Raw genomic sequence first — 25,955 nt, 5'->3', positions numbered from 1 at the left:
TCATGGCATGGAACGACGGGCTCTTGCGGAAATGACCGTGCAAAATCGCATGGCGACTATACGAGATATTGCACATCCGTGCAACATTAGTGAAATTATGTGCGAAAACGTGGGAAACTGCCCGGAGCCAATATCCGTGCGGCTTAGCAGGGTAGCCTTCAAAAATGACAGGCGTGCGGCGAAAGCCCAACCCTAGGGTAAACACGGGTACGTTTACACCCTGAGGGGACTCATGGGCCGGGCCTGCGGCCTCGAGTCTTCGCACGGGCGGCCGCCGACGCCTATATATCTATATATGTATGCGCCTCTCGAGCGCTGCACACGCCGCCTGAACTGCCGCACAGATGGAAATCGACCACCCGGCCACGGGAAACAACCCATTTACTTTCGGCAATAATTGGCGAAGCCCGGGGCCGCTACAATGCCGCAACCCGAATCCATCCGACCGCCCCATGTCCCATTTCCAGATCATTCTGCTCGCCATCGTGCAAGGCATCAGCGAGCTGTTCCCCATTTCCAGCGTGGCCCACGCGGTGCTGACGCCCTGGGCCTTCGGCTGGAATCTCACGCCCGAATTTCTCAAGGTGCATTTCCTGCCCGTGGTAGTGATGCTGCACCTGGGTACCGCCGTCGCCCTGCTGCTGTACTTCCGCAAGGACTGGATCGCCTTCGCCCGCAGCGTCCTGGGCGGGCGCGACCCCGTGGCGCGGCGCGAACTGCTGCTGGTGGTGGTGGGCACGGTGCCCGCCGCGCTGATCGGGCTGATCTTCGAGAAAGCCCTGAAAGGCATATTTTCCGACGTGACTTCCGCCGCCGTGTTCCTGATCGTCAACGGCGTGATCCTGTTCGTGGGCGAAAAGGTGCGCGGCCGCGGCACCCGCGAACTGACCGAACTCAGCCTGCCGCAGGCCCTGGGCATAGGCCTGGCCCAGTCGCTCGCGCTGATACCGGGCTTTTCCCGCTCGGGGGCCAGCATGGTCGCCGGCTTCTGGGCCGGCCTGAACCACGGCGCCGCGGCCCGCTACTCCATGCTGCTGGCCACCCCGATCATCGCCGGGGCCAGCATCCTGGAAATTCCCAAGCTAGCGCACCAGGCCGGCGCGCAGGTCATGTACACCGCCCTGCTCGGCGCGCTGGTGGCCGGCGTGGTCGCGTATCTGAGCGTCTGGGCCCTGATGAGCTGGTTCAAGCGCAACGAAGTCGACGCCATGCGGCCCTTCGCTTTCTACTGCTGGGCGATCGGGGCGCTAGTGCTGATCATTCACTGAGCGGACTGGCGCGGCGTCGCTGCCGCGCGCAGGGTGCCCAGCCCGACAGAGGCACATAGCGGCTCCACGCGATGTAACCGCGCCGCGAACCAATGTGCCGGCTCACCCTTTGTGGCAACAATGCTTTCGTAAAGCACTCACAAATATGAAAGAATGCGCGTCTGCAGGCTCTGCTGTGGCGCGTAGATCAAAACCTCGGCCAAGTGCTTGAAGCACAACTGCCGCGTCAGATCGCTCTGCCCTGCCGACGAGGCCGAAGCGAAAGTGCTCAGCCATGACGCCACGGCGCCACGTACGGCAATGTCCATGATCCGGCAAGCCGGGCAACGCAAACTCATGTCGGAAAAAGGCTCTTCACGCTCATCTGTTGGCCGCGGCGCATTCTGCGCAACAGAGGTGCTGGCAGATGTCTCGGCACCAGGTCGCGCAGGAGGGTCGAACCAGCGCAGGGAGCTGCGCGGGCGTTTCTTCACTGGCGCCGAGACGGTCTTTGGCTTGCGCCAGGCAGCGAAAGCAGCGTCCATATACACACGAACCAGCATTAGCTGGCCGGCCGACGTTTCTCTGGGCAGGCAGATTTCCAGATGTTCGGCACAAGTCGGTAGCGCCAACCATGCTGGCTGCTCCAGATGTATGGTGGAACTCACCGCGTCCAGCCAGCTTGCCCGGGCGTGCCACAGCACACAGCAGATCGGGCACGGGGGCTTCCACATAGGCACGCCGCCAGGCGCAGGCGCCCCGCCTTCGCCCAAAGCCTCGCTCTGGCTGGATGCCATGGCCGCACTTGGCTCTTGTGTTGCACCGGGCACGGCTCGCAGTGTATCCAACGCATATTCCACCAATGCCACCGTCGAACCGTCTAGGCCGCCGCCTGCATCTGCTCCGCTAACCTCAGCGGCCCGCATGCGCTCGACTATGGCCTTGCCTTTGCGGCGCAAGGCTCGTAACAGGCGCTTCTTGAGGTCACCATTATCGCAGCGCTGAACCAGCTGGCGCGCATGCTCGAAGCATAGCTGCCCGGACAGCAGGGTCGACACCCTTGCCCGCCCCGACTGGATATCCCTCAGCTTGCGGGAGATGCACTGCCCCGCGAAGCGCCGGCAATACAGGCACGCGGGGCAGTGTCTGCGGGCACCGAACACAATTTCCTGCAGCACCTCGTCCTGCAGGCGAGCCCGGTTCAGCAGCAGCGCGAACTCTTTGCGGGCTTCGTCGATGCGCAGGCCGACCCAGTCGCACAATTCAGGATCGCTGCGCAGCAATTGCTCGTGGCCGGGACAGAATCCCATACTGGACACCAACGCCCGGGTCAATCCGCGCCGCACGCGGCCATCGCGGCGCAGGCGTGCCAGGTACTTGTCGTGAGCCTCCCTCATCTGCCTGCAAACTTCGCAGCCCGAACCGGGGCTGCTGCTCGCCGCCCGCGAGCCGCTGCGCTTTTGCCGCGTCTCGATGTCGGTTGGCCCATCTTCCATGGCGTGGTGTTTCCCTGTTGCTTGTTCTGGCCCGCAGTTGTCGGCCGATCACGGCGCCCCTGTATAGGTGCCGCTCAGATGAGGAAATGCCGACCTGCCGGCATACATGGCCTTCTCGCCCAGTTCGCGCTCGATGCGCAGCAGCCGGTTGTATTTGGCGACCCGCTCGCCGCGTGCCGGTGCGCCGGCCTTGATCTGCCTGCAGTCCATGGCCACCGCCAGGTCGGCGATGGAGGTGTCGCAGGTTTCGCCGGAACGATGCGACATCAGACAGGTGTAGCGGGCTTGTTGCGCCAGCCTGATGGTCTGCTGCGTTTCCGTGATCGTGCCGATCTGGTTGGGCTTGATCAACACGCTGGTGCAGGCCCCGCTGTCTATGCCGCGCTGCAGGAACTTGCGGTTGGTGACGAACAAGTCGTCGCCTATGACCTGCACCCTGTCTTTCAGGCGGGCGGTAAGGTTCCTGAAGCCGTCCCAGTCGTCGTCGGCCAGGGGATCCTCCAGCGAAATGATGGGGTAGCTGGCAACCCAGTCTTCCCAGTAGTCGGTCATCTCATCGCTGGACAGGCTCAGCCCGTCGCGTTTCAGAAGGTAGCGGCCATCCTTGAGCATGCCGCTGGCTGCCGGATCGAGACCGATGGCGATTTGTTCGCCCGGACGGTAGCCGGCGCGCTCGATGGCGCGCAGAATCAATTCCAGCGACTCGGCATTCGACTTCAGCGTCGGGGCGAATCCGCCCTCGTCGCCGACCGTGGTCGGCAGCCCGGCATCCTGCAGGACTCGATAGAGGCAATGATAGGTTTCGACCCCGAAGCGCAGCGCCTGCGAAAAGCTGGATGCCCCCACGGGAATCAGCTTGAACTCCTGGATGTCGGAACCGCCGGGTGCATGGGCTCCGCCATTCAGAACATTGAACATGGGCACGGGCAGCACGCGCGCTTCGCCACCGCCCAGGTACCGATACAGGCCGAGATTGTGCGATTGCGCCGCGGCGCGGGCACAGGCCAAGGAAACACCCAGTATCGCGTTCGCGCCCAGGCGCTGCTTGTATTCGGTGCCGTCGAGTTCTATCAGCGCCGCATCCACGCCTGCCTGGTCGTCGGCGGCCATGCCGGCCAGCGCCGGGGCAATGGTGTCGTTGACATTGGCCACTGCGTCCAGCACCCCGCGGCCCTCGTAGCGGTTCGGATCGCCGTCGCGGCATTCCACCGCCTCGTATCGGCCGGTCGATGCGCCAGAAGGTACGGCGGCCGACGCCACCGTGCCGTCGCGCAGGCCGGCACAGACCTCCACCGTCGGGTAGCCGCGGGAATCGAGAATCTCCTGGGCCACCAGGAACAAAATGCGGGTGCCGTCCTTGGCCAGATTGTGCTCAGCCATTTGTATCTCCGGTGTCTGCCATCGCCGTGTCGGCCGTCAATGGCGGTGCTTTGAATATCTTGCTGTAGAGATCCTCGCCATAGCCGGTCTTCAAGGGCTCGCCCGGTTCCAGCTTGAAGCTGCGGGCGCCGCCCGATTCGCGCTGCGCGCGCAGGAACCACGAGCCCGGAAGCCGGCGTTCGTAGAAGTCGTGCGCGTATTCGTACATATGGGTGACGAAGACGATTTTGATGCCCTGCTCCAGCAAAGCCCGGGTGATCTGCCTGGAAATCTCCGAGCCTTCGCGTTCGTTGGTCGCGGCGAAGGATTCGTTGAACAGCACCATGGCATGCGGAGTGATCTGCTCGACTATGTCGTTCATGCGGCTCAGTTCTTCGTCGAGCTTGCCGCTCTTCATGGTGGCGTCCTCTTCGCGCTTGTAATGGGTGTACAGCCCGTCGCAGACATTGGCGGTATAGAATTCGGCCGGCACGTGCATACCGCATTGCATCATCAGCTGCGACAGGCCGATGCTGCGTAGAAAGGTCGATTTCCCGCCCTGATTGGCGCCAGTGACGATTAACAGGTGTTCCGGATCGGCCTCGAAATCGTTGCCCACCACCCTCTTGGACATGTGCAGTGAAAGGCAGACGTCGTACAGGCCCCGGAAGCCATGCACGTGCTGCGCGCTGCCCACGGGTATGGGCAGGCACAGCGGCTCCTGCTTGCGCGACAGCGTGTCGTGCAGGTTCAGGCAGGCTATGTAGAACGCCAGCTCGGCCTGCAGCAGCGTAAAGAAGCTCAGGATATGGTCGGTGGACTGCGCCAGGGCATTGGCCACCATGTTGATGCCGCGGTCTTTGAGTTCGGACAGCGCCCGCGCGCCGTTTTCGTCGCGCTCGGCGATGGTGATGGAAAACGCCGATTTGCGGCGCGGCAGCAGCCGCTTGAGCCAGCCGTGGCGGTCGTGCGCCGGCTGGCGCAGCACATAATGCGTGCCCTTGTTGCCTTGCCCCAGCTGTGCACTGACCAGCACGCCGTTGCGGAACTTCAAAGTCTTGAGGTGCCCCTGGATCTCCTCGAAATATTCATCGCTGAGCTCGCGCTTGAGCATGGCAAAGAAGTTCCTGAAACCCTCGGACTCGAACTCGCCTGCATGCTGTTCGGCGGTCGCGCGCAGGCTTTTCAGTGCAGCAATGAACATCTGCAGCACCTCGATGGCCCGGCTCAGCACCGCCGCCGGATATTTCCCGAAAAAGCCGTAATAAACTTTTTTCTCTTTTTCGATCGTATCCAGCGCCAGGGCGTAAATGCTTTTCACCAGTTCGGCGTTCTTCTGGCAATCGCGCAGCACGGCCTGGCGATACAGGATGGTGTCCACGCCGTTGGACATGGCCGAAAGGATCGCATGCCGGGAAACGTCGAACAGGAATTTGTCGTCGCGCGCCATGGCGCTGAACAGCGTGTTGAGTTCCAGATCCTGGGTCAGGATCCATTCATTGGCCGGCAGCTTCTGGTTCGGATCGAAGTCCCGATCCTTGTACATGAGGAAGGCTTTCATGATGGCAGCCGCTCTTTCAGCAAGGCGTAGGTCAGCCGATACTTTTCGGCGATGGACAGCGCGTAGGCCAGCCCGTCGGGCTGTTTGCGCACGACCTTGTAGGTGCGCTGCGCGGGGTTGTCGGGAACGATCGTGCTGGACATGCTGACGATGGTGTCGCTGAGTGCGCCCAGCTCGTCCAGGAAGGTAACGCAGACCGCGATGATGTCCTGCTCGATAAGGTGCTCCAGCACGCTGCGGCTCAGGGCCAGCGCGTCTTGCGTCGTGGTCGATGTGAAGATTTCGTTCATGATCACAATGCTGCGCGGCGTCGCCTTCTGCAGGATGCCGTGTATGCGCACCAGGTCGTCCTGTAGCTTGCCGCGCAGGTTCTTGATGTTTTCTTCCCGTTCGTAGTGCGTGTAGATGCGATCCGGCAGGAACAGCCTGGCGCGGCTACCCGCCACCATGCAGCCCAAGCTGGCCAGGTAGTGCAGCTGGCCGAATGTCCTGGAAAACGTGGTCTTGCCGCCGTTGTTGGGCCCCGACACGATGAAGATGCGTTCCATGCCTTCGAGGTGGAAGTCGTTGCACACCACGGGCGTGCCGTCCTGCACCAGCTTGTAGGCCAGCGCCATGTCGAAGCCCTCGTCGCTGCGCAGCGACTTATCGGTGTCGGACATCTCGGCATAGCAGAACTTCAGGCCGGCGCCACGCAGGCGGGCGAGGTGCTCCAGCCAGGCCACATAGAACTGCACCTCGCGGTCGAAGCGCGCAACCACGGCATCCAGATAGCCCTTGTTCGACTCGCAATACGCATCCAGCCGCGCGAACACCTCGGGATTGCGTTGCGCCACGAGATCCAGCACCTGCGCCTCCACGTGGTTCATGTCGGGCCAGGCGGGAAACTTGACGCGGTAGTCCTTGACGGCGCCCAGCTTGAACTTCTCGAAGGTCTGCTCGACGATTGCGCTGTAGTCGGGCTCTTCGGCATAAGGCAGGACTTCGATCGTATCGCCATGAATGTGCATGCAGTAGCGCACCGCCGCCAGATCGATCATGAGCGCGGCCGTCTGCTGCTGCAAGGATCGGAAGACCGGGCCTTGCACATAAGAGGCCAGGTAATTACGCCAGGCCGACATGCCCGCCGACTGCGGCTGCGCAGCTTCGACATCGCGGGCGAAGGCGGTAACGCCGTCGCAGTATGCGCGTACCGCATCGAGAAACCACCACTGCTTTTGGTACTTGTAGTAGAGCTTCTCGGCCTGCAGCAGCCGCTCGCGCATGTCGCGCATCGCCTGCGCGAAAGTGCGTACATGATCGATCAACACGCCGCCATCGAGATCCCGCATGATCTCGTTGCGATAGCGTATGGCCGCCAGGTCGTCCAGCGGTGCGCGGAAAAAGGGCGCGAGGTCGTATGCTTCCTTGCCGGCAATCACCGTGGCGACGATCTTGTCCAAGCTCAGATCGGTAAAAAAGTCGGGCACGGGCAAAGCCTGCAGCCGCAGGCCCGCATCAGCCTGCTGGAACAGTATGCTGTTGAAATCCATAGCCTTTCCCCTTCAGGCCCAGGTCGGCGACACACGTTGGCATGCCCCGCCCTGCAAACAGGCAGTACGCCGCAGCCGCGAACCCTCGAATCGCCGGTTTGGCGACGCGAACGGCATGTTCACTATGCTCGTTTGGAGTTGCGTGTTCTGGAGTATTTGAAAAGCCGATACCACGGCCCCACTAGCAGCAAGGCCGAGCCGAACAAAATCGATGGGGAATGGGACAGGAACTGGAATTGACTGGCTGCATGAAGCATTACGATCTCCTGGTCAGAGCTTCGTAGGCATCATCAGCCGATGGGATCAGCGGTTGAAGGAGGAATGCCATCTCCTTGTGCGCATTTTAACATTGAATCTACATCGCCGTCGATAATATGGCACCCAAATGGCACTGTTGCGGCACCCAGATACTGCCGCAACAGTGCTGCTTCCGTAGCCCGACGCGCCGCCGTTGCATGAACGCTGAAATGGCCCTCGCAGCAACCTTGCGCCGCAAGCTACTGCCACAGAGTCAGAAACAGTATCGCCGCCAGCAAGATGCCGATGAACGATAGATAAAAATTCAAGTCGCCGGATTGCAAGCGCCTCAAGCCGCCCGCCAGACGCCAGACGAAATTCCGTGCCGGATCGAATAGCGATGTTTCGAACATATTGGTCACGTCGTGGTGGAAATCCAGGCTTTGCAGGAAGTACATGTTGGCGCCGTGCGTACGCACGGCGCTTTGCACCGGGCGATATATGAAGCTGTAATAGTTGCGCAAGGCATTGGCGAAACTGAGCGAAGTGGTGGCGGCGCGCTGTGGGTCTTCGATCATGCCGCCGTACCAGACTCGCGCCTGCCTGGGCCTGCGGCGCCAGCCGACCCACAGCAACAGCAGCGGGATGATGGCCAGCAGCGGCATGGCGACCACCAGCTTCGACGGCGATATAAAGGCGAAGGTATTGGTCAGCGGCACCAGTATCCAGTTGTCAGCCATGGCCGCGGCGCCATGGGCCCCGAAGATCGCGAAGTCGACGTCGTCCAGCGCCCTGATCCAGATCGGCAGGCCGGCGGCGCATACCAGCACGCCCAGACCCAGCGCCAGCACACACCAGCCGTAGCGCCTGGGGAACGGCTGCCGATCCTCCGCCGGGCGCGCACCCAGCAGGCCGACCCCGAACAGCTTAATGAAAGTAGCAAGCGCTACCGCCGCGGTAAGAGCCAGCCCGGCGCCGGCAAGTGCCAGGATCAGCTTGCTGCCCAAGTCGTCGAGATGGAAGCCCTGGAATACGGTCTGGAACGCGAACCATTCGCTGACGAAGCCCATTTGCGGAGGTATTGCGGCCAGGCTCATCGCGCAGCACAGCGCGCCCACGCCCAATGCCAGCCCGGCGCGGCGCAGCCAGCCGCGCTGCACGATGGTGTAGTGGCCGACCGCACGGTATATGCCGTCGGCACACAGGAACAGCCCGCCCTTGGCCAACGCGTGGCCCGCCAGATGCAGAAAGGCGACCGTCCAGGCGAGCGCCGCCAGATCGGCATGGCCGTTTTCGCGGAATATGAGGCAGGCTCCCAGGGCCGTTACCGCAACCGAGGCGTTCTCCGCCGTGGACAACGACAAGAGCGCGCGCCAATCGTTTTGCTGCAGCGCGTGCAGCACGGTAAAAATGGCCGAAAGCACACCGATCGCCGTTACCACTGCGCCCAGCACCAGCAGCCACAGGCCGCTGCCGGGCAGCCATTGGACGAGCCCGCGCGCCAGCGCGAAGAAGGCGGCATTGAGCACCACCCCCGACAATATGGCTCCCGAGGCGCCGCTGCCCGCGGCGTAGGCATCCGCGAACCATTCATAGAATGGCAGCAGGCCGAGCTTGGCGCCGAAGCCCACCAGCAGCAGCAGGCCCACGAATAGCTCCAGGCCGCCCGACATGCCCCGCGCGGCCGCGGAAAATTGCGCGAAGTCCATGCCGCCATGGGCGGCACGGCCCAGGATGAGGCAGGCCAGCAGCAAGGCCACGGCGCCCACTTCCAGCAGCGCCAGCATGAACAGGCTGACCTGCCCGGACTGGGCCGACAGCGATTCCGACAGCAGCATCACCGCGCCGCCCAGGCTCATGAGCTCCCAGGCGATCAGGAATGCATAGGCGTCTTGTGCGCCATACACGCCCAGAGCGCCGAGCAAAGACACGGCGACCCCGAACAGCCATCCGGCCGAACCCTGCCGCGCCGGGGTGCACAAGGCCGCGGCCAGCGCGGCCGGCGCGAATCCGAACAGCATCAGCCAGAGCGCATCGGTGGAATAGGCGAAACGCAGGGGCTGGCCGGCCAGCGCCATGGGCAGGCTGAACCCCTGCGCGCCCGCATGCAGCGCCCAGGCGGCCTGAATCGCGGCCCAGGCGGCGCCGGCGGCGATCAGCCAGCGGGCCGCCGTCGTCTGGCTACATAGCGCCGCCAGCAGGCCCGCGGCCAGCAGGACGAAAATAATAAAAAACCCTTCAGCCATCCCGGCCTCCTCTATCCATGCGGCCCGCATGCACCTGCTGCGCGCCGCGCCCGAGCAGCAGCAGCAAGGCCTGGATGATGGCGGCCGGGTTGGGCGGGCAGCCCGGCAGATAGATGTCGACGGGCAGCACGCCTTCCAGCCCATTGCCGCAGGCATAGCCGCCGCCATTGATGCCACCAGACACCGCACAGGTTCCCATGGCCATGACGAACTTCGGCGCCGGCATGGCTTCGTAGGTTTCCAGCAAGGGATCGCGCATGGCATAGGTAACCGGCCCGGTCACCAGCAGCAGATCGGCGAAGCGCGGCGAAGGCGTAAAGAAGATGCCCAGCCGGTGCAAGTTGTAGAAAGGGTTGTTCAAGGCCTGCAGTTCCGACTCGCAGCCATTGCAGGAACCCGCATCGACGTGGCGTACGTGCAGGCTGCGGCCGAAGACGCGGCGGATCTCATGCCTGAGCTGTCCCGCCTCGTGCGAGGCCAGCGCCTGCGCCCACACCAGGTCGGCGCGCCGGCGCACGCCGAAAGCCCAGTCGCCCGAAGCGCTGAAGGCGCCGCTGGGGCAGGCCTCGACACAGGCCTGGCACACGATGCAGCGCCCGTAATCCACCTCGAGCCGTTCTTGCGCTCCATCGGCGGCCAAGCTGATGGCGTGCGGCATACAGGCATCCACACAGCGCCGGCAGCCGTCCTCGCACAGCGCGGGGTCGTAGCGCGGCATGCCCAGCACGCCCTCCTGGCCTTCGTCGCCGGAGTGCGGCCAGGCCGTGCTGGCCTTGCCTTGCATCAGGCCATACAGTGTCCACAAGGGCATGACATTCTCCTGTAGTCCAGAGCCCGCCGGTGTGGAATGCGCCCCGCTTTTTCCCTGCCGACGTCTCGTGATTCGCTGCCACACCGATACAGCGAATCAGCGATCGCATCCGGCCATGGTCAGGCCGAAGCTCGCTTCGTTGATTGCGTAATCCATCATGTTGCTGTCGTGCACGGTAAACGGGAATACGCGCCAATTGGAAAAACTGGGGGACTTGATCTTGACGCGCGCCAGGCGGCCGCCACGGCCCACGTGCACCGCGTAGAACAGGCCGCCGCGCGGCGACTCGGCCCAGCCCAGTCCTTCCGAACCTGCCTGCGCCTCGCACAGATTGCGCACGGGCCCGCGCGGCATCTGGTTCAGCGCGTGGCTGAGCACTTCCAGGCTGTGCTCGATCTCGGCAATCCGCACCTGCTGCCTGGCGTGGGCATCGCCGGCGGCCGCCTTGGCCACGCGTACCGGCCAATACTCGTAGCCGCCATAGGCCTGGTCGCTGCGCAAGTCCCGTTCGCGCCCGCTGGCGCGTTCTATGGGTCCCGTGGCACCTTGGTCGTAGGCGGCCCGGCCGCTGAGGATGCCGTTGGTAATGAGCCGATCCAGGTGCGGCGTGCTGCTTTCCAGCATGTGCGTGTAAGTGGAAATTTGTTTATGCAGCGCGTCGAGCTCGGACTCCAGGTTGCGCAGCGACAGCTCGCGGCGCAGGCCGCCGGGCACAATCACGCTGCGCAGCAGGCGGCTGCCGCAGACCCTGCCGTTGATCTGCTTGACGAGTTCTTCCAGGTAGAGGCCTTCGGCCTCGCCCACCTTGAGCGTGGTGGTGTGGCTGAGGTGCGCCAGGTAATGCAGGTGGTTGTAGAGGCGTTCCAGCTCGGCCAGAATCAGCCTTTGGGCCTGCGCGCGCTCGGGTACTACGCAACCGGCCGCGGCCTCCACCGCCTGGCTGTAGGCCAGGGCGTGGGCCACAGAGCCCACGCCCGACACACGCTCTGCCAGCAATACCGCAAGCTCGGGCGATTGCCCTTCGAAGCGCTTTTCCATGCCTCGATGCTTGAAGAACAGCTGGGCGTGATAATGCAATATGGCCTCGCCAATATAGAAAAATACGAACTGCGCAGATTCGATGACGCCCGCGCGCACCGGCCCGAACGGCAGTTGCTGGATGTCGTCGCGATCCGGCCCCGACATCTCGGGCAGCTCATAGGGCACGGCGCGGTAGCTCAATTGTGGCTCGCGGCCCGAGGGATTCAGCGGTGGGCCGTCCACCTTGGCGCCCGGCAGGAATAGCAAAGGCTCGGGCTGCGGCTGGTTCTCGAAAGCCAGGCCACACATGTCCGTGATTTCGCGCTCGTACCACGACATCAGCGGCTGTAGGCTTGCCAGGCTGGGCACGCCGCGGGCATCCGGGCAGCAGCGCCAGATGCGCAGCGGCGCCGTGGTGCTTTCCTGCACGACATAGCGCAGCTCTGGCCGGCCGCCGCGCTGCGGCGGCAGCCACGCATAGGCGAACAGCATGGTGCCGCTGTGCTCCACCAGCAGCTTGCAGCGAGCCGTCAGTTCGCCTGTGTCCACGTCTTCGATCCGCGGCGGGTTCATGGCCCTGCTCCCAGGCCCGCCGCGGCTGCCGCGAAAAAGCGCAATATCGCATCCGGCCACCACAGCCCCAAGACCAGCAGCGGGACGAATGCCAGCCACATCGGCACCACGCACCACAGGCGCAGCGGCGCGAGCGCCCCGCCGCTGCCCGCGCCGCCCGGGCGGGCGCCGCGGGACTGATACCCCGCGGCAAGAGTCTGGCCGGATACGGCCTGGCCGGGCGCCGAGCGGCTGAAATACATGGCCCGGAAATGGTTCAGGAAGCCGGCGAAGATCACGATGAGCAGCACCGCCATGGCGAACACCGCCCAGCCGTTGTTACTTGCCAGGCCCGCACGCAATATCACGATCTCGCTCAGGAACAGGCCGAAAGGAGGCGCGCCGGTGATGGCCACCGCACCGGCCAGCCACAGCCAGCCCGGCGCGCCCCAGCGCTTGGGCACCTCGCGTATGGACTTGATGTCCAGCGTACCCCAGGACTGCACCGCGTTGCCGGCGCCGAAGAACATCAGCGACTTGTTCAGCGAATGATTCAGCATGTGGTAAAGCGCGCCCGCCACACCCAGCGGGCCGCCGAAGCCGAAGCCTAGCGCCAGCACGCCCATGTGCTCGATGCTGGAATAGGCCATCAGGCGCTTGACATTGGTCTGGCGCACGATGAACAGCGCCGCGATGAACAGCGAGGCCACGCCCAGCACGACCACCACGGTTCTGGGGATCGGGCCCAGACGCGCGGCGTCGCTGATCTGCAGGTAGCGGGCGATGCCTATCATGGCGGTGTTCAGCAGCGCACCCGACAACATTACGGAAACCGGCGCCGGGCCTTCGCTGTGGGCATCCGGCAGCCAGGTGTGCATGGGGGCCAGCCCGACCTTGGTGCCGAAGCCTATGGTGACCAGCAGGAACGACGCCGTTGCGATCGACCGGTTCAAATGCGGCGCAGCGCTGCGCAGGGCCTGCCAGGTCATGTCGTAGGTCGGCCCCAGCACCAGGCTGCCGCCCCAGTAATAGAGCACAGTGCCCAGCAGCGCCAGGCTGATGCCGGCCGAGACGACCACGATGTACTTCCAGGCGGCCTCTATGCTCTCGCCGTCCAGCTCGAAGCACACCAGGAAGGTGGACACCAAGGTGGTCAGCTCGATGGCGATCCAGTACACCCCGACGTTGTTCATGAAGGGGCAGGCCAGCGTGGTCAGGCCGAAGCCGGCATACAGCGCATAGAAGCGGTGCAGGCGCGCGTCTTCGCCGGCATTGCGCATGTAGCCGATGGCATAGATGGAGCCCAGCAGATACACACTGGCCACGCACAGCACCACCCAGGCGCCCAAGGGATCCACCACGATGTAGCGGGAGAGCAGATAGTGCGGCCCCGCCAGGCTCAGCGGCAGCAGCCGCAGCGTGGCTGCGAATGCCAGCAGCGCCGCCGCCAGGTTGATGAACTCGGCGGCACGGGCATGGCGCACGATCGTGCAGAGCAGCGCCGCGGCCAGCGGTGCAAGCAGGATGACGGCGACGCAAAGCCCGATGCCCATGGCCTTCACCCCACCAGTTTGCGCAAGGCGCGGGCATTGGTGGCGCCCGCGTGTGCCGCCAGGTAGCGCACCAGAATGCCGAAACACGCCACCACCACCAGCAGGTCGAACAGAATCACCAGCTCGATCAGCAGAGGCATGCCCGGAACCAGGATCTGGCTGCCCAGGAATATGCCGTTCTCCAGCACCAGCAGCCCCAGCACCTGGCTGATGGCCTCGCCGCGCACGCTCAGCATCAGGAAGCCGATCAGCTTCATCGACAGCATCACGGTCAGGGCCAGCACGGCGATCGTGCCGGTCACGCCGAGATCCAGAGCCAGGTGGTTGGACACCACGAAGGCGAACAGAGTCAACAACCCGCCTATGACCAGGCTCTTGCTGGGCGAGAGGCGTTCGTGCAGTTCACGGTCGACGTCCAGGCGCACGACCACGCGCAGGATCATCCACGGCAGTACCACGCCGCGAAACAGCGCGGTAAGCACGGCGATCAGATAGAGCTCGGTGTAATGCCCGTAGTAGCCCACCGCCGCCGAAAGAATCGCGATCAGCCAGGACTCGGCGGCAAAGGCGATGAGGTAGTCCTTGAGCCAGCGCGACCCCAGCATGACGAAGGCCAACAGCAGGCTGCAGATCGCCAACAGGCTGAACAGCGATTCGGCCAGGGGCGGCAAATGGGCGGCAAGCATGGCTTCACCTCACCTGGTTGGCGACGATGGCCAGTATGGCCAGCAGGAACGATGCCGCCAAGGGTTCCTGGTACCGGTAGTAGCGCAGCCTGGATTGGGCCGTTTCGACGAACACCACGACCAGCGACACCAGCATGAATTTCAGGCCCAGCGCCAGCAGCGCGCCCAGCACGCCCAGCGCCTCGCCCTTGTATGAAAGCCCCCAGGGCAGCACCAGCACATTGCAAAATATCGTGTACAGGATGAACTGCTTCATCATCGAGCCCCATTTCAGCAGCGCCAGCAGCGGGCCGGAATACTCCAGGATGCGGGCCTCCTCGATCATGTAGACCTCGATGTGGGTACTGGAATGAATGGGCAACCTGTCGGTTTCGACCAGCAGCAGGATGAAGAAGGCGGCCACCAGGAATAGATGCGCCGGGCCCCAGTAGACTTCGGGCTGCTGCACCAGCAGGTGGTTGACCACGAACGGCAGCATGGACTTGGCCAGCAGCGTAATACCGACGAACACCAGGATCAGCGTGGGCTCGGCCAGGATGCCCAGCATGACCGAGCGCGACGAGCCTATGCCGCCGTAGGCGCTGCCCGAATCCAGGCCCGCCAGCGAAATCATGAACGCACCCAGCGTCAGCACGAAGCCCCCGCCCAGCAGGTCGCCCATATCGGACTGCGGCAGCGGGTAATTGGTCAGCACCGGTATCAGTATCGGCACCGTCAGCATGCAGGTGAAGGCCAGTATCGGCGCCAGCCAGTAGATGAAGCCGGCGGTCTGCGGCACCACGATTTCCTTGTGGAACAGCTTCCACAAATCGCGGTAAGGCTGCCAGATGCCGGGCCCCTGCGCACGCTGCACCCGTTCCTGCCACTGCAGGATCAGGCCCTGCAGCAAAGGGGCGAAAATGAAGACGGTGGCAACCTGAGCAATCTGTAGCAAGACGTCCCGTACCATGCCGCAACTCCGCTTAGGGCATGCGCCGCAAATACGCGCTGCCGCGCAATACGCCGCGCGGACGAGCGCTGCGTGGGCATGGAGACTGGGGACTTATGGGGACATTGAACACCGGCATGACCAATCCTTTTCCCGTATGGGAGGCAAGAACAGGTAGGCATCATTAGCCGGTATGGTGGCGGTTTACAGGAGGAATGCCATCTCCTTTGCGGCCAAGTTTACAGGGCTGTCTGCGTTTGCGCAATGCGCTGTAAGCGCGTCGCAGGCGCTGCGACAGATCTGCGCAACAGTGGCATGCGTGCGTGCATTTTCAAATTGCGCTGCCATAGTCACGTTGATACAATGAATTGCTTACGGAGATGGCATTCCTCCGATAAACGCCGGCGCTCAGCCGGATGATGATGCCTGCATGATCCCGGTGCGGAACTGCAGGAAACTGTTTGCCTCGCGGTGTCGGCCGGTTTGTATTGTCAAGTTGAAAACAACCGGCCCCATGACACCGTGCAGCCCTACTTCCGCCCTTCCCTCTTCTGCTTCATCGCCCTGCCGCTTGCGCGCCTCGCCTACCTGGCTAGTGCTGGAAAAATCGCGCGCCCGGGGCTGAGCCATGCTGAGTTCCGTCGTTGCGATTGCCATCGGCGCCGCCTGCGGCGCCCTGCTGCGCTGGGTGCTGAGCATGGCCCTGAATTCCGTGTGGCCCGTGATCCCATTGGGAACCCTGGCGGCCAATCTGGTGGGCGGCCTGCTGATCGGGGTGGCCAACGAATTCTTCCGCCATTACGGCGGGCTGGCTCCCGAATGGCGCTTGTTCGTCATTACCGGCTTCATGGGCGGGCTCACGACGTTTTCCACGTTTTCGATGGAAACCGCGACGCTGATCCAGAGCCGCGAGCTGGCCACGGCGGCGTTCGAAATCAGCATACATGTCACGGGTTCGGTGTGCCTGACCCTGCTGGGCGTGGTGCTGGTGCGCCTGCTGGCGCGCGGCTTCTGAATGGCCGCCGCGCCTGCCGGCCGGCGCCGTCGCAACAGGCCGCCAGGCCTGTCCATCATCTAGCCGATCCACCACCGGTAACGGATGCGTAAACCATAAAAGAAGGGAGAGCCATCATGATGCAGGGATACCAACTTACTTTCTTCACCCAGCAGAACCGGGTTCATAACCATCGACCGATGCATCAGTGGCTGCTGGAGCTCGCGCAGTCCATGCAGATACGCGGGGTCACGGTTTTCATCGCCCAGGAAGGCGTCGGCCATCACCACAGGCTGCATTCCGCGCACTTCTTCGACCTGGCCGAGCAGCCGGTGGAAATCACCATGGTGGTGTCCGAACAAGAATGCGACGCCATCATGCAGCGGCTGCAGGCCGAGCCCGAGATGGGGCTGTTCTATGCCAAGACGCCGGTGCAGTTCGGCACCATAGGGCAGCCGGAAGACTAAGATGGCCACACTGATTCTCATGCGCCACGGCCATGTCGCCGGCATACTTCCGGCGCGTTTTCGCGGGCGAGCCGAACTCGATCTCAGTCCACTGGGGCGGCGCCAGGCCGAGCGGCTGGCGAGCCGCGTTGCGAAGCGCTTCTCCTGCGCCGCCGCGCTGTACACCAGCCCCATGGGGCGCTGCAAGCAAACCGCAGAACCCCTGGCCCGGCTATTGAATACAGAGCCACAGCCGCTGCACGGCCTGCAGGATCTGGACTACGGGCTATGGCAGGGCCTGACCCACGAAGAGGTCAAGAAGCGCTGGCCCGATCTATACGCGGGCTGGCGCGGCACTCCGCAACTGATCCGATTTCCGGGCGGCGAATCCTTGCAGGATCTGGTGGCGCGCACGGCCGACGGTTTGCGCGAGGTGCTGCGGCGCCACCCCGGCAACTCCGAGGTCGTGCTGCTGGTCGGCCACGACAGCGTGAACCGCGCGCTGCTGCTGCAGTTGCTGGATCAGCCGCTGTCGGCATACTGGCTGCTGGCGCAAAGCCCTTGCTGCATCAACTACATCGAAGTCCAGGGCCGCCGTGTGCAGGTGCGCGGCATCAACGATACGGCGCATCTGGAAGGCCTGGATCCCGATGCCTAGCGACCCGCGTGCCGGCCAGGCCGCCGCGCGCCGGCTGGCTTACCGGTTCGTGCTGCTGATCGGAGTGCTCAGCTTTTTTGCCGACTTCACCTACGAAGGTGCGCGCAGCATACTCGGCCCGTTTCTGGCCAGCCTGCAGGCCAGCGCCCTGGTGGTCGGGGCGGTGACCGGCTTTGGCGAGCTGGCCGGCTACGCGCTGCGCTGGGTGTCGGGGCGCGCCGCCGACACTACCCGTAGATTCTGGCTGATCACCATCGCCGGCTATCTCGTACAGATGGCTGCCGTGCCTGCATTGGCCCTGGCGCACACCTGGCCCGAAGCCGCGGCGCTGATCGTCCTGGAACGCATCGGCAAGGCCGTGCGCAACCCGCCGCGCGATGCGATGCTTTCGTATGCCGGGCAGCACATCGGCGGCTATGGCTGGGCTTTTGGCCTGCACGAGGCCCTGGATCAGCTCGGCGCGCTGTGCGGGCCGCTGCTGGTGGCCTGGATGCTTGCGCGCCATGGCGACTACCGCGTGGCCTTCGCAGTGCTGGCGGTTCCGGCGCTGCTCAACTGGTGCGTGCTGGCGCTGGCGCGGACGCTGTATCCCCAGCCGCAGGACATGGCCGCGGGCTCGGCCGAGTCCGGAACTCGCCGGCAGCTGCCCAGGCTGTTCTGGCTGTACCTGCTTGCCGCCGGACTGATGGCCGCCGGCTTTGCCGACTACCCGCTGCTTGCCTATCACTTCAGCCGCAGCCATGTGGCGCCCGGCATGTGGGTCGCGGCCCTGTACGCGATCGCCATGGCCGCCAGCGGCACCGGCTCGCTGCTGTTCGGGCTGCTTTTCGACCGCTACGGCTTCGTGGTGCTGATCGCCCTGAGCGCGCTGTGCGCCGCTTTCGCGCCCCTGGTGTTTCTGGGGAATTTCTGGCTGGTGCTGCCGGGCGCCATTCTGTGGGGCCTGGGCATGGGAGTGCATGAATCCATCATTCCCGCGGCGGTTGCCCCGATGGTGCCGTCACACCTGCGCGCTACAGCCTTCGGCCTGTTCACCGCAGGTTATGGCGTGTTCTGGTTCGCCGGCAGCGTGGCGATCGGGGCTCTCTACGACTATTCCATATACGCCGCCGTCGCCTTCTGCCTGCTGGCACAGCTGGCCGCCGTCGTGCTGCTGGTGCCGGTGCGCCGGCTCGCCCGGCGCCGCAGCCGGCCAGCCTGAGAGCAAGCGCGCCGCGGGCCGGCAAGTCGCCGGCCGCTCCGCCGCCACAGCCGCCATGCGAAGAAAGGCAACAGCGGCGAGCGGCCAGGTATTTTCTTGTATCGACCTGCTCTACAGGCTAAGATTCGCCCAAGACGGCCCTGGGTACGGGCGCCGCCGCACGAGACAAAACCCATCAAAACCACCAAAGAGGTAAAGGACAATGAACAAGATCGATCGCCGGGAATTCCTGAAACTCGCGGGTGCGGCCGGGCTGGCCGGCATTCCGGGCCTGACGCCGGCACTGGCCGCGGAAAGCGACGTCATTGCCAAGGGCAAGGCCGAAGGCAAGGCGGTGTTCTACGCCAACATTACTTCGGTGTCGTCCGTCATGAAGGCCTTCGATGCCGACACCGGTATTAACGGCGTATATACGCGGATTTCCAGCTCGAAGTTCATCCCCACCATACTTACCGAATTCACGGCCGGCAAGCTGCTGGCCGACGTGGTGCAGGCGCCGCGCCCCATGCTTGAACTGCTCAATGCGCAAGGCGTGCTGGACGCCTACCAGCCGCCGTCGGCCGCCGGCTACCCCGAGTGGGCGCGCAAAGACCCGCATATGACGATGTTCGGCATCGAATATGTGTCCTACCTGTATAACAAAGACCACGTCAAGGACGCCGATGCGCCCAAGCGCTACGAAGATCTTACCGATCCGAAATGGAAAGGCAAGATCGTCATGGCCGACCCTTCCACCCACTCGTCCACGATCTCGTGGCTGGTGGGCCTGAAAGAACTGGTGTTCAAGTCCGAATCCGACTGGATGCAGTACCTGAAGGGGCTGGCAGCCAACAAGCCCATGTTCGTGGCCTCGTTCGGGCCAACCCCTGCTCCGGTGGAAAGCGGCGAAAAGCTGATCGGCATTTCCATGCCCAAGTACATCGTCACCAAGGCGCCGGCGCCGCTGGCCTGGGGGCCGCGTTCGGGCCAGCCGCTGCTGGGCACGCCGCGTGCCATCGGCATGCCCAAGCACCCGCCGCACCCCAACGCGGCCAAGGCGTTCCTGGAATTCTGGCTGTCCAAGAAGGCCATGGGGCTGCTGGCCAGCAAGGTCGGCGAGTACGTGCTGGCCCCCGGCGTATATCCGCCCATCGAAGGCATAGACAAGGTCAAGGTGTTGCCGGTGCGCGACCTGCCTGATTCCGAAATCGAGAAATGGGGCCACCAGTTCGGCCAGATTTTCGCCAAATAAGCATGGAAATCCGCATCGAAGGCCTGACCAAGCATTATGTTTCGGAAGGCAAAAAGGTCAAGGCGCTGGACGGCGTCGACCTGATCATTCCTGCCAACGAGTTCTTCACGCTGCTGGGGCCCAGCGGTTGCGGCAAGACCACCCTGCTGCGCTGCATAGTCGGGCTGGAAACGCCCGACGAGGGCGAGATCCGCATCGGCGGCGACATCGTATGGTCCAAGGCCAAGGGCATCGCCGTCCCGCCCGAGAAGCGCGGACTGGGCATGGTGTTCCAGACCTACGCCATCTGGCCGCACATGAGCGTCTTCGACAATGTGGCCTACCCCTTGCAGATCCGCGGGCTGAGCAAAGACGTCATACGCGAGAAGGTCGCCAAGACACTGCGCTTCGTGCAGCTCGAAGGCTACGAGCGGCGCTCGGCCACGCGCCTGTCGGGCGGCCAGCAGCAGCGGGTCGCGCTGGCGCGCGCCCTGGTGGGCGAGCCCAAGGTGATTCTGTTCGACGAGCCGCTGTCCAATCTCGACGCCAAGCTGCGCGAGGAAACCCGCAAGGAATTGCGCAGCTTCCTGGGCTCGCTCGAGATCACGGCCGTCTACGTCACCCACGACCGGGTGGAAGCCCTGGCCCTGTCCGATTCCATCGCGGTCATGCGGCAGGGGCATATCGTCGAGATCGGCAGCCCGCAAAAGATCTACTTCGACGCCGAACACCAGTTCGTGGCCGATTTCATCGGCCGGGCCAACCTGATGCCGGCGCGCGTGCAGGCCCACAAGCACGGCCACACCGTGGTCGAATCCGGCCTGGGCGTGCTGCGCTGCCAGCCGCGCGACCTGCCGCCGGGCAGCGAAACCACACTGTGCATCCGGCCGGAATTCCTGCATGTCACGCGCGACGGCCATGACCCGGATGGCAATCCGCTCAAGGGCAGCATCCAGTCCATGGAATTCGTCGGCGAGGTCTACGAGGCCGAGATCCGCGTGGGCGAACAGACTCTGCTGGCGCGCATCGACCCCGACGTGCCGGTGCGCGAAGGCGACACGGTCGACCTGAGCGTAGCGCCCGCCCACTGCATGCTGCTCTCGGCCTGAGTATGAACCCATCCCGCACCAAACTGACCTGGCTGCTCATTGCCATCGTCGGCTTCCTGACCCTGTGTCCCGTGGCCATGCTGCTGGCGGGCAGTTTTTCGCAAGGCCTGACGGCCTTCGGCAAGCTGACCTACATGAAATACGTGGCGGCCTACACCGACCCGGCGCTGCTGGGCGTGTTGTTCAATACGGTCGTCTTCGTGCTTGGTTCGTCACTGCTGGCGACGGTGCTGGCGCTGTTCCTGGCGTATCTGAACACGCGCACCGACATCCCCTTCAAGCCCTTGTTCACGGTGCTGTCCATCGTGCCGATGATGATCCCGCACGTGCTGTTCTCAGTAAGCTGGGCGCTGCTGCTGAACCCGTCCAACGGCATGCTCAACAGCTTCCTGAAAGACGTTCTGGGCCTGCAGCACGCGCCATTCAATATCTATTCCCTTTCGGGCATGGTTCTGGTCGAGGGGCTGCTGAACATGCCCATCGCCTATCTGATCATAGCCCCCGCCCTGTCGTCCTTCGACATCGCCCTGGAAGAATCCTCGCGCGTGTTCGGCGCGGGCGTGTGGCGCACGCTGGTGCGCGTGACCCTGCCGGTGCTGCGGCCCGCCATCCTGGCGGCCTTCGTGCTGGGCATCGTGCGCAGCCTGGCTTCGTATGCCGTGCCGCGCGTGCTGGGCACGCCCGGCCGGGTCGACGTGCTGGCCACGTATTTGTTCCAGATGATCTCCACCGGCTTTGCGCCCGACTACGGCCGCGCCGCGGCCCTGGGCATGAGCGTGCTGGCGGCCTCCATCGGCCTGATCGTGCTGTACCGCGCGCTGACCGCCGACAGCGGCAAGTTCGTGACGGTGGCCGGCCGCGGTTTCCGGCCGGCCATAATCGAGCTCAAGCGTGCCAAAGGGCCACTGTTCTGCGTGGTGGCGCTGCTGAGCCTGATCATGGCGGTGCTGCCCGTGCTGGTGCTGCTTTACACCTCGCTGGTGCCATACGCCATGGTGCCCAGCGCCCACGCGTTTTCTCTTATGAGCTGGAAGCATTGGGCCGAGGTGCTGGAAGACCCGGTGTCGCTGCTGGCGCTGCGCAACAGTGTTTTCCTGGGCGTGGTGGGCGCCACGCTGGGCGTGCTGTTGTCGATTTTCGTGGCCTATGTAATCGTCAAGGTGCGCACCCGCGCCTCGGGCCTGCTGGAATCGCTCAGCTTCCTGTCCTTCGCCTTTCCCGGCATCGTCATCGGTATAGGCTATATGTGGTTCTTCGTGCAGACGCCGCTGTACGCCACGCTGTCGGCGCTGCTGCTGGCCTATATCGCCACCTATCTGCCCTACGGTGTGCGGCCGCTGGCCAGCGCCTTCGTGCAGCTGCACTCGCACCTGGAAGAATCGTCGCTGGTGTGCGGCGCCAGCGGGCTTACCACCCTGCGGCGCATCATCGTGCCGCTGCTGATACCCGGCATCGTCTCGGCCTGGATCCTGATGGCCACGATGTTCCTGCGCGAACTGACGGTGTCGGTGGTGCTGTCGCGGCCCGGCAGCGAGGTGCTGGCGGTGCAGATCCTCAACTTCGCCGACGACGGCCTGTGGGGCAAGCTGTCGGCGCTGGGCATCGTCATGATCCTGATATCCACCGGCCTGGTACTGCTGGCCAGCCTGGCGGGCAAGAAATTCAGGGCGCTGCAGATCGCCCATTGATCCGGGGTCGGCGATATTCGCGGCCCCGGATGCTGGCACGCCCCATGTAGCCGCTACCTGGACCCCGGCCCGGGGATCGTGCGGCATCGGCCGTTGCCGTATAGGCCATGGCCGTCGGCCGCAGCTGTAACCAAAGTGCAAAAAACGCACCCTGAACCGCGTGACTCTGCTTTAATCCAGTACAGGGCCGGCCTGCATCGGCCGGCCCGTTTCTGCTACGAGGCACACCATGACATCGCTACGTTTATCCCGCATTGCGGCTTACGGCACCTGCGGCCTGATGCTGGCATTACCGCTGGCCGGCCAGGCCGCCCTGGCGGTAGGCAGCCCGGCGCCCGGCTTCGACGTCCAGGCCACGCTGGGCGGCAAGGTTTTCGGCTTTTCGCTCGACCAGGCACTGCGCAAGGGGCCGGTGGTGCTGTATTTCTACCCCGCCGCCTTCACCAAGGGCTGCACCATAGAGGCCCACGATTTCGCCGACGCGGTCGACGAATACAAGCGCTATGGCGCGACAGTAATGGGGGTGTCGGCCGACAATCTCGACAAGTTGCGCAAGTTCTCGGTCAGCGAGTGCCGCAGCAAGTTTCCGGTGGGGGCCGACCCGCAGGCCAAAGTCATTGCCGCCTACGACGCCAAAGCTGCGTTCGACGCCAGCAGGGCCAGCCGGATTTCCTATGTGATCACGCCCGACCACAAGGTCTACTACGAGTACAGCAGCCCCAACCCTGACGGCCATGTGGCCAATACCATGGCGGCCGTCAAGAAATGGGCGCAGGCACACCCGGCGGGCCACTAAGACCCGAGCCCCGAAGGCTGGGCCGGGCTGCGGCGCGGGCCGGCACACCCGGCCGCGCGCCGTAGAATCGACCTGCCGCAGGCGCGCCCGGCGCCTTATTCCGCAATACCCATGCCCCGCTCTATTACGCCCTCGACATAACTGACGAGATACTGGCGCAGGGCGGCCTCGTCCATGTCGTGGTCTTCGATGACACCCTGGGGCGTTCCCTTCAGGATCTCGTCTTGATAGACGTGTGCGCTCCATTTGACGCTATGGCCGTGGGTATAGCGCAGTTCATAGCGAAAAATTTCCCCTCCGACCTTGCGGGTATACAGCTCCTGTATGGTTTGGGTATGCGACTTCATGTTTATCTCCAGGTCGGAAAAATTTCCAGCGCTCTTGCCGGCATGTCTGGCCAGAGCCGCCCGGCCGGGCCAGACATGCCGGGCCGGCCGGCGGCCAAGCGTGGCGGACATTATTCAAAGCATAAGTCATGCCGCGGCCATTTTCCAGCGCAATCCGGGTGCCATGCCTGGCCCAGCGACCGGCCACCCCGGCCTGCACGGTGATCGGCCGTTTGGGATCGGCCATTTGGGATTGCTCAGGCTGCCGTCTTGAGGCAATATGGTGGCTCTGCTGCAGTTCCGAAGGTGCTTCATGCCGTCCGCACAACTATACGCCGTAGTCTTCGACGCCTACGGTACTCTGTTCGATGTGCATTCCGCCGCATCGACCATAGAAAGACTATTCCCCGGACGCGGCTCGCAACTCTCGCAGCTCTGGCGCGGCAAGCAGCTGGAATACACCTTCCTGCGCACCATCGGCGAGCGCTATGTCGATTTCTGGTCCATAACCGAATCGTCGCTGCAATACGCCTGCGACGCGCTGATGCTGCCTCTGGATCCCGGTGCCCGGCACCGCCTGATGCAGGCCTACAACGAGCTGGCGCCTTTTGCCGAAACCATGGAAGTATTGCTGGCTTTGCGCGAATCGCAGCGCCACCTGGCCATCTTGTCCAACGGCAGCCCGGCCATGCTGCGGGCGCTGGTCGCCAATGCGCACATGGAAAACCTGTTCACGCGCGTGCTCAGTGTCGACGCCGTGCGGCAATACAAGCCTGCCCCCGCCGTCTACGAACTGGCCAGCCGCTGCCTCGATCTGCCGCCGCAACGCATTGTGTTCGTGTCCGCCAACGGCTGGGATGCCGCCGGCGCCGGCTGGTACGGGTTCCGCCCCTATTGGGTCAATCGCCAGGCCATGCCCATCGAACGCCTGGATTCTCCGCCGCGCAAGACGGCCACCACGCTCAAGGGCTTGCCGGAATATCTCGACCAGCTGGAAGCGTCGCAGAACTGAGCCGGCCGGCCCCCGGGGCGTGTACGCGACGACGGCGCGCCACTATTGCATGGAAGTCATTTCCGGGCCGGATTCGGGCAGCCATTCCTGCACGGTAAGTTCGATCGTCACGCAAGTGGGCGAGGCGCCGCGCACGAATCTGCCCGCATAAGAAGCCCCGCTGTTGTCCGCCACGATGCCGAACAACGCTGCCGCGGGCCGGCCCGTGTCGGCGTCGATGGCCACGCTGCCCGTCAAGGACAACAATTCCACCGCATAGCCCTGCACGTCGACGGTTCTGGACGGATCGGCCGCGGCCTGCTCGAGCCGCGCCCTGAACAAGCTGCCCAGGCCGCCCTTGACGATGGCGTTGCGCACCCCATTGCTCGCGCACAGCTCTTCCACGCTTTCGACCAGATCGTCGTTGCACAGCAGCCTGGCGGAAAACACACGGCCGTAGCGGCCGCCGACGAGCTTAGATTCCATGACGCGCCTCCGGCCAACGTACCGGATGGAACACGCGCATGTTCGATGTGCAGTCCAGGCCGAGTTCGAAACCGCTGTTTCGGGTAGCCATGAGCTGGGCGCGCAGGCCCTCTGTGCCGGCGATGCAGCGGGATGTGTCCAGGTGCCCGCCATGCATGCGGCCGTCGGCGGCCAGCAGCAGGCCATGGCAATGCAGCAGCGAGGCACCGCCGTTGCCGTAGCCATAGGTGGCATTGGCCGACAGCAGCAAGGCCGCTCCGGCATCGATGCCGGCGCCGTATTTGACCAATGTGGTGCCCGAAGCTTCAGGCGGCGCGGTATGGTAGACCGATGCCCGCAGCCAGGCCGAAGCGAATTCGATCTGCGCGCAGTGGATGCCGGCCTGTTGCAGGGCCTGGTGTACACCGGCCCAAATGCTCTGCCCTGCCGCGATATGCAATTGAAAGCAGTCGACCTCGATATCGTCGACCGCCAGGATTCTGCTGCTCATGGCGTAAATCCTCGCAAAGAGACAGTGGCTTTTGGCTCACTGCGCTTCGATTTCTGGAAAACGCCAGCGCCGGCTTTGTGGGCTGGGCGGGCGTGGGGCCGGATACGGCGCCGCGGCGCGGTTCATGCCATGGGTTCATGATACGAACCCCGATCGCGTGCCGACGCATATCCGGGCTCGATGATAAAACAAGGGCTATCCGGCAACAATAGCAATGGCCGGGCATTGGGGTAGTCACCTATCCGCAATGTGGAACCATGGAACGGCCTGCCTTCGGATGCCAGGCTTGTGCGCGGGTTGCCCCGGCCGGGATATGATGGCCGGCCGTGCGG

24 protein-coding genes and 3 riboswitches are annotated in these 25,955 nt (G+C 64.0%); of the genes, 10 read left to right on the top strand and 14 right to left on the bottom strand.

What is annotated here, in order from left to right; genetic code table 11:
* Nucleotides 1–452: 452 nt before the first annotated feature.
* Nucleotides 453–1,268: an undecaprenyl-diphosphate phosphatase gene (locus tag CEY11_RS00925; protein WP_088601580.1), complete on the top strand. Its 816-nt coding sequence runs from the start codon at nt 453–455 to the stop codon at nt 1,266–1,268.
* 137 nt (nt 1,269–1,405) lie between these two features.
* Here CEY11_RS00925 and CEY11_RS00920 read toward each other — a convergent pair whose 3' ends face one another.
* The 11 genes from CEY11_RS00920 to CEY11_RS00870 all read right to left on the bottom strand — a co-directional run bounded on the left by CEY11_RS00920 (nt 1,406) and on the right by CEY11_RS00870 (nt 15,858).
* On the bottom strand, nt 1,406–2,743 hold the full coding sequence (locus tag CEY11_RS00920) for a hypothetical protein (RefSeq protein ID WP_088601459.1): 1,338 nt from the start codon (nt 2,741–2,743) through the stop codon (nt 1,406–1,408).
* A 48-nt stretch (nt 2,744–2,791) separates the two neighbouring features.
* Nucleotides 2,792–4,123: a phosphopyruvate hydratase gene (gene eno, locus CEY11_RS00915; RefSeq protein ID WP_088601458.1), complete on the bottom strand. Its 1,332-nt coding sequence runs from the start codon at nt 4,121–4,123 to the stop codon at nt 2,792–2,794.
* Nucleotides 4,116–5,663, bottom strand: coding sequence for a MutS-related protein (locus tag CEY11_RS00910; RefSeq protein WP_088601457.1), 1,548 nt, complete (start codon nt 5,661–5,663; stop codon nt 4,116–4,118). Before CEY11_RS00910 ends, eno begins: the two co-directional genes overlap by 8 nt.
* Nucleotides 5,660–7,195 (bottom strand): MutS-related protein, encoded by a 1,536-nt coding sequence (locus CEY11_RS00905; protein ID WP_088601456.1) that lies wholly within the window; start codon nt 7,193–7,195, stop codon nt 5,660–5,662. Before CEY11_RS00905 ends, CEY11_RS00910 begins: the two co-directional genes overlap by 4 nt.
* Nucleotides 7,196–7,469: 274 nt before the next feature.
* A riboswitch (Fluoride riboswitch) is annotated at nt 7,470–7,536 on the bottom strand.
* Between the two features lie 156 nt (nt 7,537–7,692).
* Entirely contained in the window at nt 7,693–9,678 is a 1,986-nt protein-coding gene (locus CEY11_RS00900) for a proton-conducting transporter transmembrane domain-containing protein (protein ID WP_158215154.1), read from the bottom strand.
* Nucleotides 9,671–10,489, bottom strand: a complete 819-nt coding sequence (gene nuoB, locus CEY11_RS00895) for an NADH-quinone oxidoreductase subunit NuoB (RefSeq protein ID WP_088601454.1) — start codon at nt 10,487–10,489, stop codon at nt 9,671–9,673. The genes CEY11_RS00900 and nuoB overlap by 8 nt, the downstream gene beginning before the upstream one ends.
* Before the next feature lie 96 nt (nt 10,490–10,585).
* Entirely contained in the window at nt 10,586–12,082 is a 1,497-nt protein-coding gene (locus CEY11_RS00890) for an NADH-quinone oxidoreductase subunit D-related protein (RefSeq protein ID WP_198958801.1), read from the bottom strand.
* Nucleotides 12,079–13,614 (bottom strand): proton-conducting transporter transmembrane domain-containing protein, encoded by a 1,536-nt coding sequence (locus tag CEY11_RS00885; RefSeq protein WP_088601578.1) that lies wholly within the window; start codon nt 13,612–13,614, stop codon nt 12,079–12,081. Before CEY11_RS00885 ends, CEY11_RS00890 begins: the two co-directional genes overlap by 4 nt.
* Nucleotides 13,615–13,619: 5 nt before the next feature.
* On the bottom strand, nt 13,620–14,300 hold the full coding sequence (locus CEY11_RS00880) for a hydrogenase (RefSeq protein ID WP_088601453.1): 681 nt from the start codon (nt 14,298–14,300) through the stop codon (nt 13,620–13,622).
* Between the two features lie 4 nt (nt 14,301–14,304).
* Nucleotides 14,305–15,249, bottom strand: coding sequence for a respiratory chain complex I subunit 1 family protein (locus CEY11_RS00875; RefSeq protein ID WP_088601452.1), 945 nt, complete (start codon nt 15,247–15,249; stop codon nt 14,305–14,307).
* Between the two features lie 147 nt (nt 15,250–15,396).
* Nucleotides 15,397–15,463: riboswitch (Fluoride riboswitch) on the bottom strand.
* 132 nt (nt 15,464–15,595) lie between these two features.
* Nucleotides 15,596–15,664: riboswitch (Fluoride riboswitch) on the top strand.
* Nucleotides 15,637–15,858 carry a hypothetical protein gene (locus tag CEY11_RS00870; RefSeq protein ID WP_088601451.1) on the bottom strand — a complete coding sequence of 74 codons (222 nt, stop codon included), beginning with the start codon at nt 15,856–15,858 and terminating at the stop codon, nt 15,637–15,639. It overlaps the preceding riboswitch by 28 nt.
* On the opposite strand from CEY11_RS00870, the gene crcB reads away from it, so the two are divergent.
* The 8 genes from crcB (at nt 15,857) to CEY11_RS00830 (ending at nt 23,330) form a co-directional block, all read left to right on the top strand.
* Nucleotides 15,857–16,243 (top strand): fluoride efflux transporter CrcB, encoded by a 387-nt coding sequence (gene crcB, locus CEY11_RS00865; RefSeq protein ID WP_088601450.1) that lies wholly within the window; start codon nt 15,857–15,859, stop codon nt 16,241–16,243. The two genes, CEY11_RS00870 and crcB, sit on opposite strands and share 2 nt — an antisense overlap.
* Before the next feature lie 116 nt (nt 16,244–16,359).
* A complete protein-coding gene (locus CEY11_RS00860) occupies nt 16,360–16,689 on the top strand; it encodes a DUF190 domain-containing protein (protein ID WP_332888349.1) in 330 nt (109 codons plus the stop codon).
* A gap of 1 nt (nt 16,690) precedes the next feature.
* On the top strand, nt 16,691–17,326 hold the full coding sequence (locus CEY11_RS00855) for a histidine phosphatase family protein (protein ID WP_088601449.1): 636 nt from the start codon (nt 16,691–16,693) through the stop codon (nt 17,324–17,326).
* A complete protein-coding gene (locus CEY11_RS00850; protein ID WP_088601448.1) occupies nt 17,319–18,527 on the top strand; it encodes an MFS transporter in 1,209 nt (402 codons plus the stop codon). Before CEY11_RS00855 ends, CEY11_RS00850 begins: the two co-directional genes overlap by 8 nt.
* A 202-nt stretch (nt 18,528–18,729) precedes the next feature.
* Nucleotides 18,730–19,758 (top strand): ABC transporter substrate-binding protein, encoded by a 1,029-nt coding sequence (locus tag CEY11_RS00845; RefSeq protein WP_088601447.1) that lies wholly within the window; start codon nt 18,730–18,732, stop codon nt 19,756–19,758.
* Nucleotides 19,759–19,760: 2 nt separating this feature from the next.
* Nucleotides 19,761–20,846 carry an ABC transporter ATP-binding protein gene (locus CEY11_RS00840; protein WP_088601446.1) on the top strand — a complete coding sequence of 362 codons (1,086 nt, stop codon included), beginning with the start codon at nt 19,761–19,763 and terminating at the stop codon, nt 20,844–20,846.
* A 2-nt stretch (nt 20,847–20,848) separates the two neighbouring features.
* Nucleotides 20,849–22,534: an ABC transporter permease gene (locus CEY11_RS00835; protein WP_088601445.1), complete on the top strand. Its 1,686-nt coding sequence runs from the start codon at nt 20,849–20,851 to the stop codon at nt 22,532–22,534.
* Between the two features lie 280 nt (nt 22,535–22,814).
* The gene (locus tag CEY11_RS00830; RefSeq protein ID WP_088601444.1) at nt 22,815–23,330 is read left to right on the top strand and encodes a peroxiredoxin; all 516 of its coding nucleotides are present in this window, start codon (nt 22,815–22,817) and stop codon (nt 23,328–23,330) included.
* Between the two features lie 95 nt (nt 23,331–23,425).
* On the opposite strand, the gene CEY11_RS00825 is transcribed toward CEY11_RS00830, so the two are convergent.
* Nucleotides 23,426–23,677: a hypothetical protein gene (locus CEY11_RS00825; RefSeq protein WP_143322638.1), complete on the bottom strand. Its 252-nt coding sequence runs from the start codon at nt 23,675–23,677 to the stop codon at nt 23,426–23,428.
* A 292-nt stretch (nt 23,678–23,969) separates the two neighbouring features.
* Between CEY11_RS00825 and CEY11_RS00820 the strand changes: the two genes are divergently transcribed.
* Nucleotides 23,970–24,668, top strand: coding sequence for a haloacid dehalogenase type II (locus tag CEY11_RS00820; protein ID WP_158215153.1), 699 nt, complete (start codon nt 23,970–23,972; stop codon nt 24,666–24,668).
* 42 nt (nt 24,669–24,710) lie between these two features.
* Here CEY11_RS00820 and CEY11_RS00815 read toward each other — a convergent pair whose 3' ends face one another.
* On the bottom strand, nt 24,711–25,133 hold the full coding sequence (locus CEY11_RS00815) for a PPC domain-containing DNA-binding protein (RefSeq protein ID WP_088601441.1): 423 nt from the start codon (nt 25,131–25,133) through the stop codon (nt 24,711–24,713).
* Nucleotides 25,123–25,623, bottom strand: a complete 501-nt coding sequence (locus CEY11_RS00810) for a PPC domain-containing DNA-binding protein (protein WP_088601440.1) — start codon at nt 25,621–25,623, stop codon at nt 25,123–25,125. Before CEY11_RS00810 ends, CEY11_RS00815 begins: the two co-directional genes overlap by 11 nt.
* Nucleotides 25,624–25,955 lie beyond the last annotated feature (332 nt).

This window comes from Candidimonas nitroreducens (genome assembly GCF_002209565.1).
Taxonomy (GTDB): Bacteria; Pseudomonadota; Gammaproteobacteria; order Burkholderiales; family Burkholderiaceae_B; genus Candidimonas; species Candidimonas nitroreducens.
The sequence above is the reverse complement of the archived record's forward strand: the minus strand, read 5'-3'. Positions and strand labels throughout refer to the sequence as shown.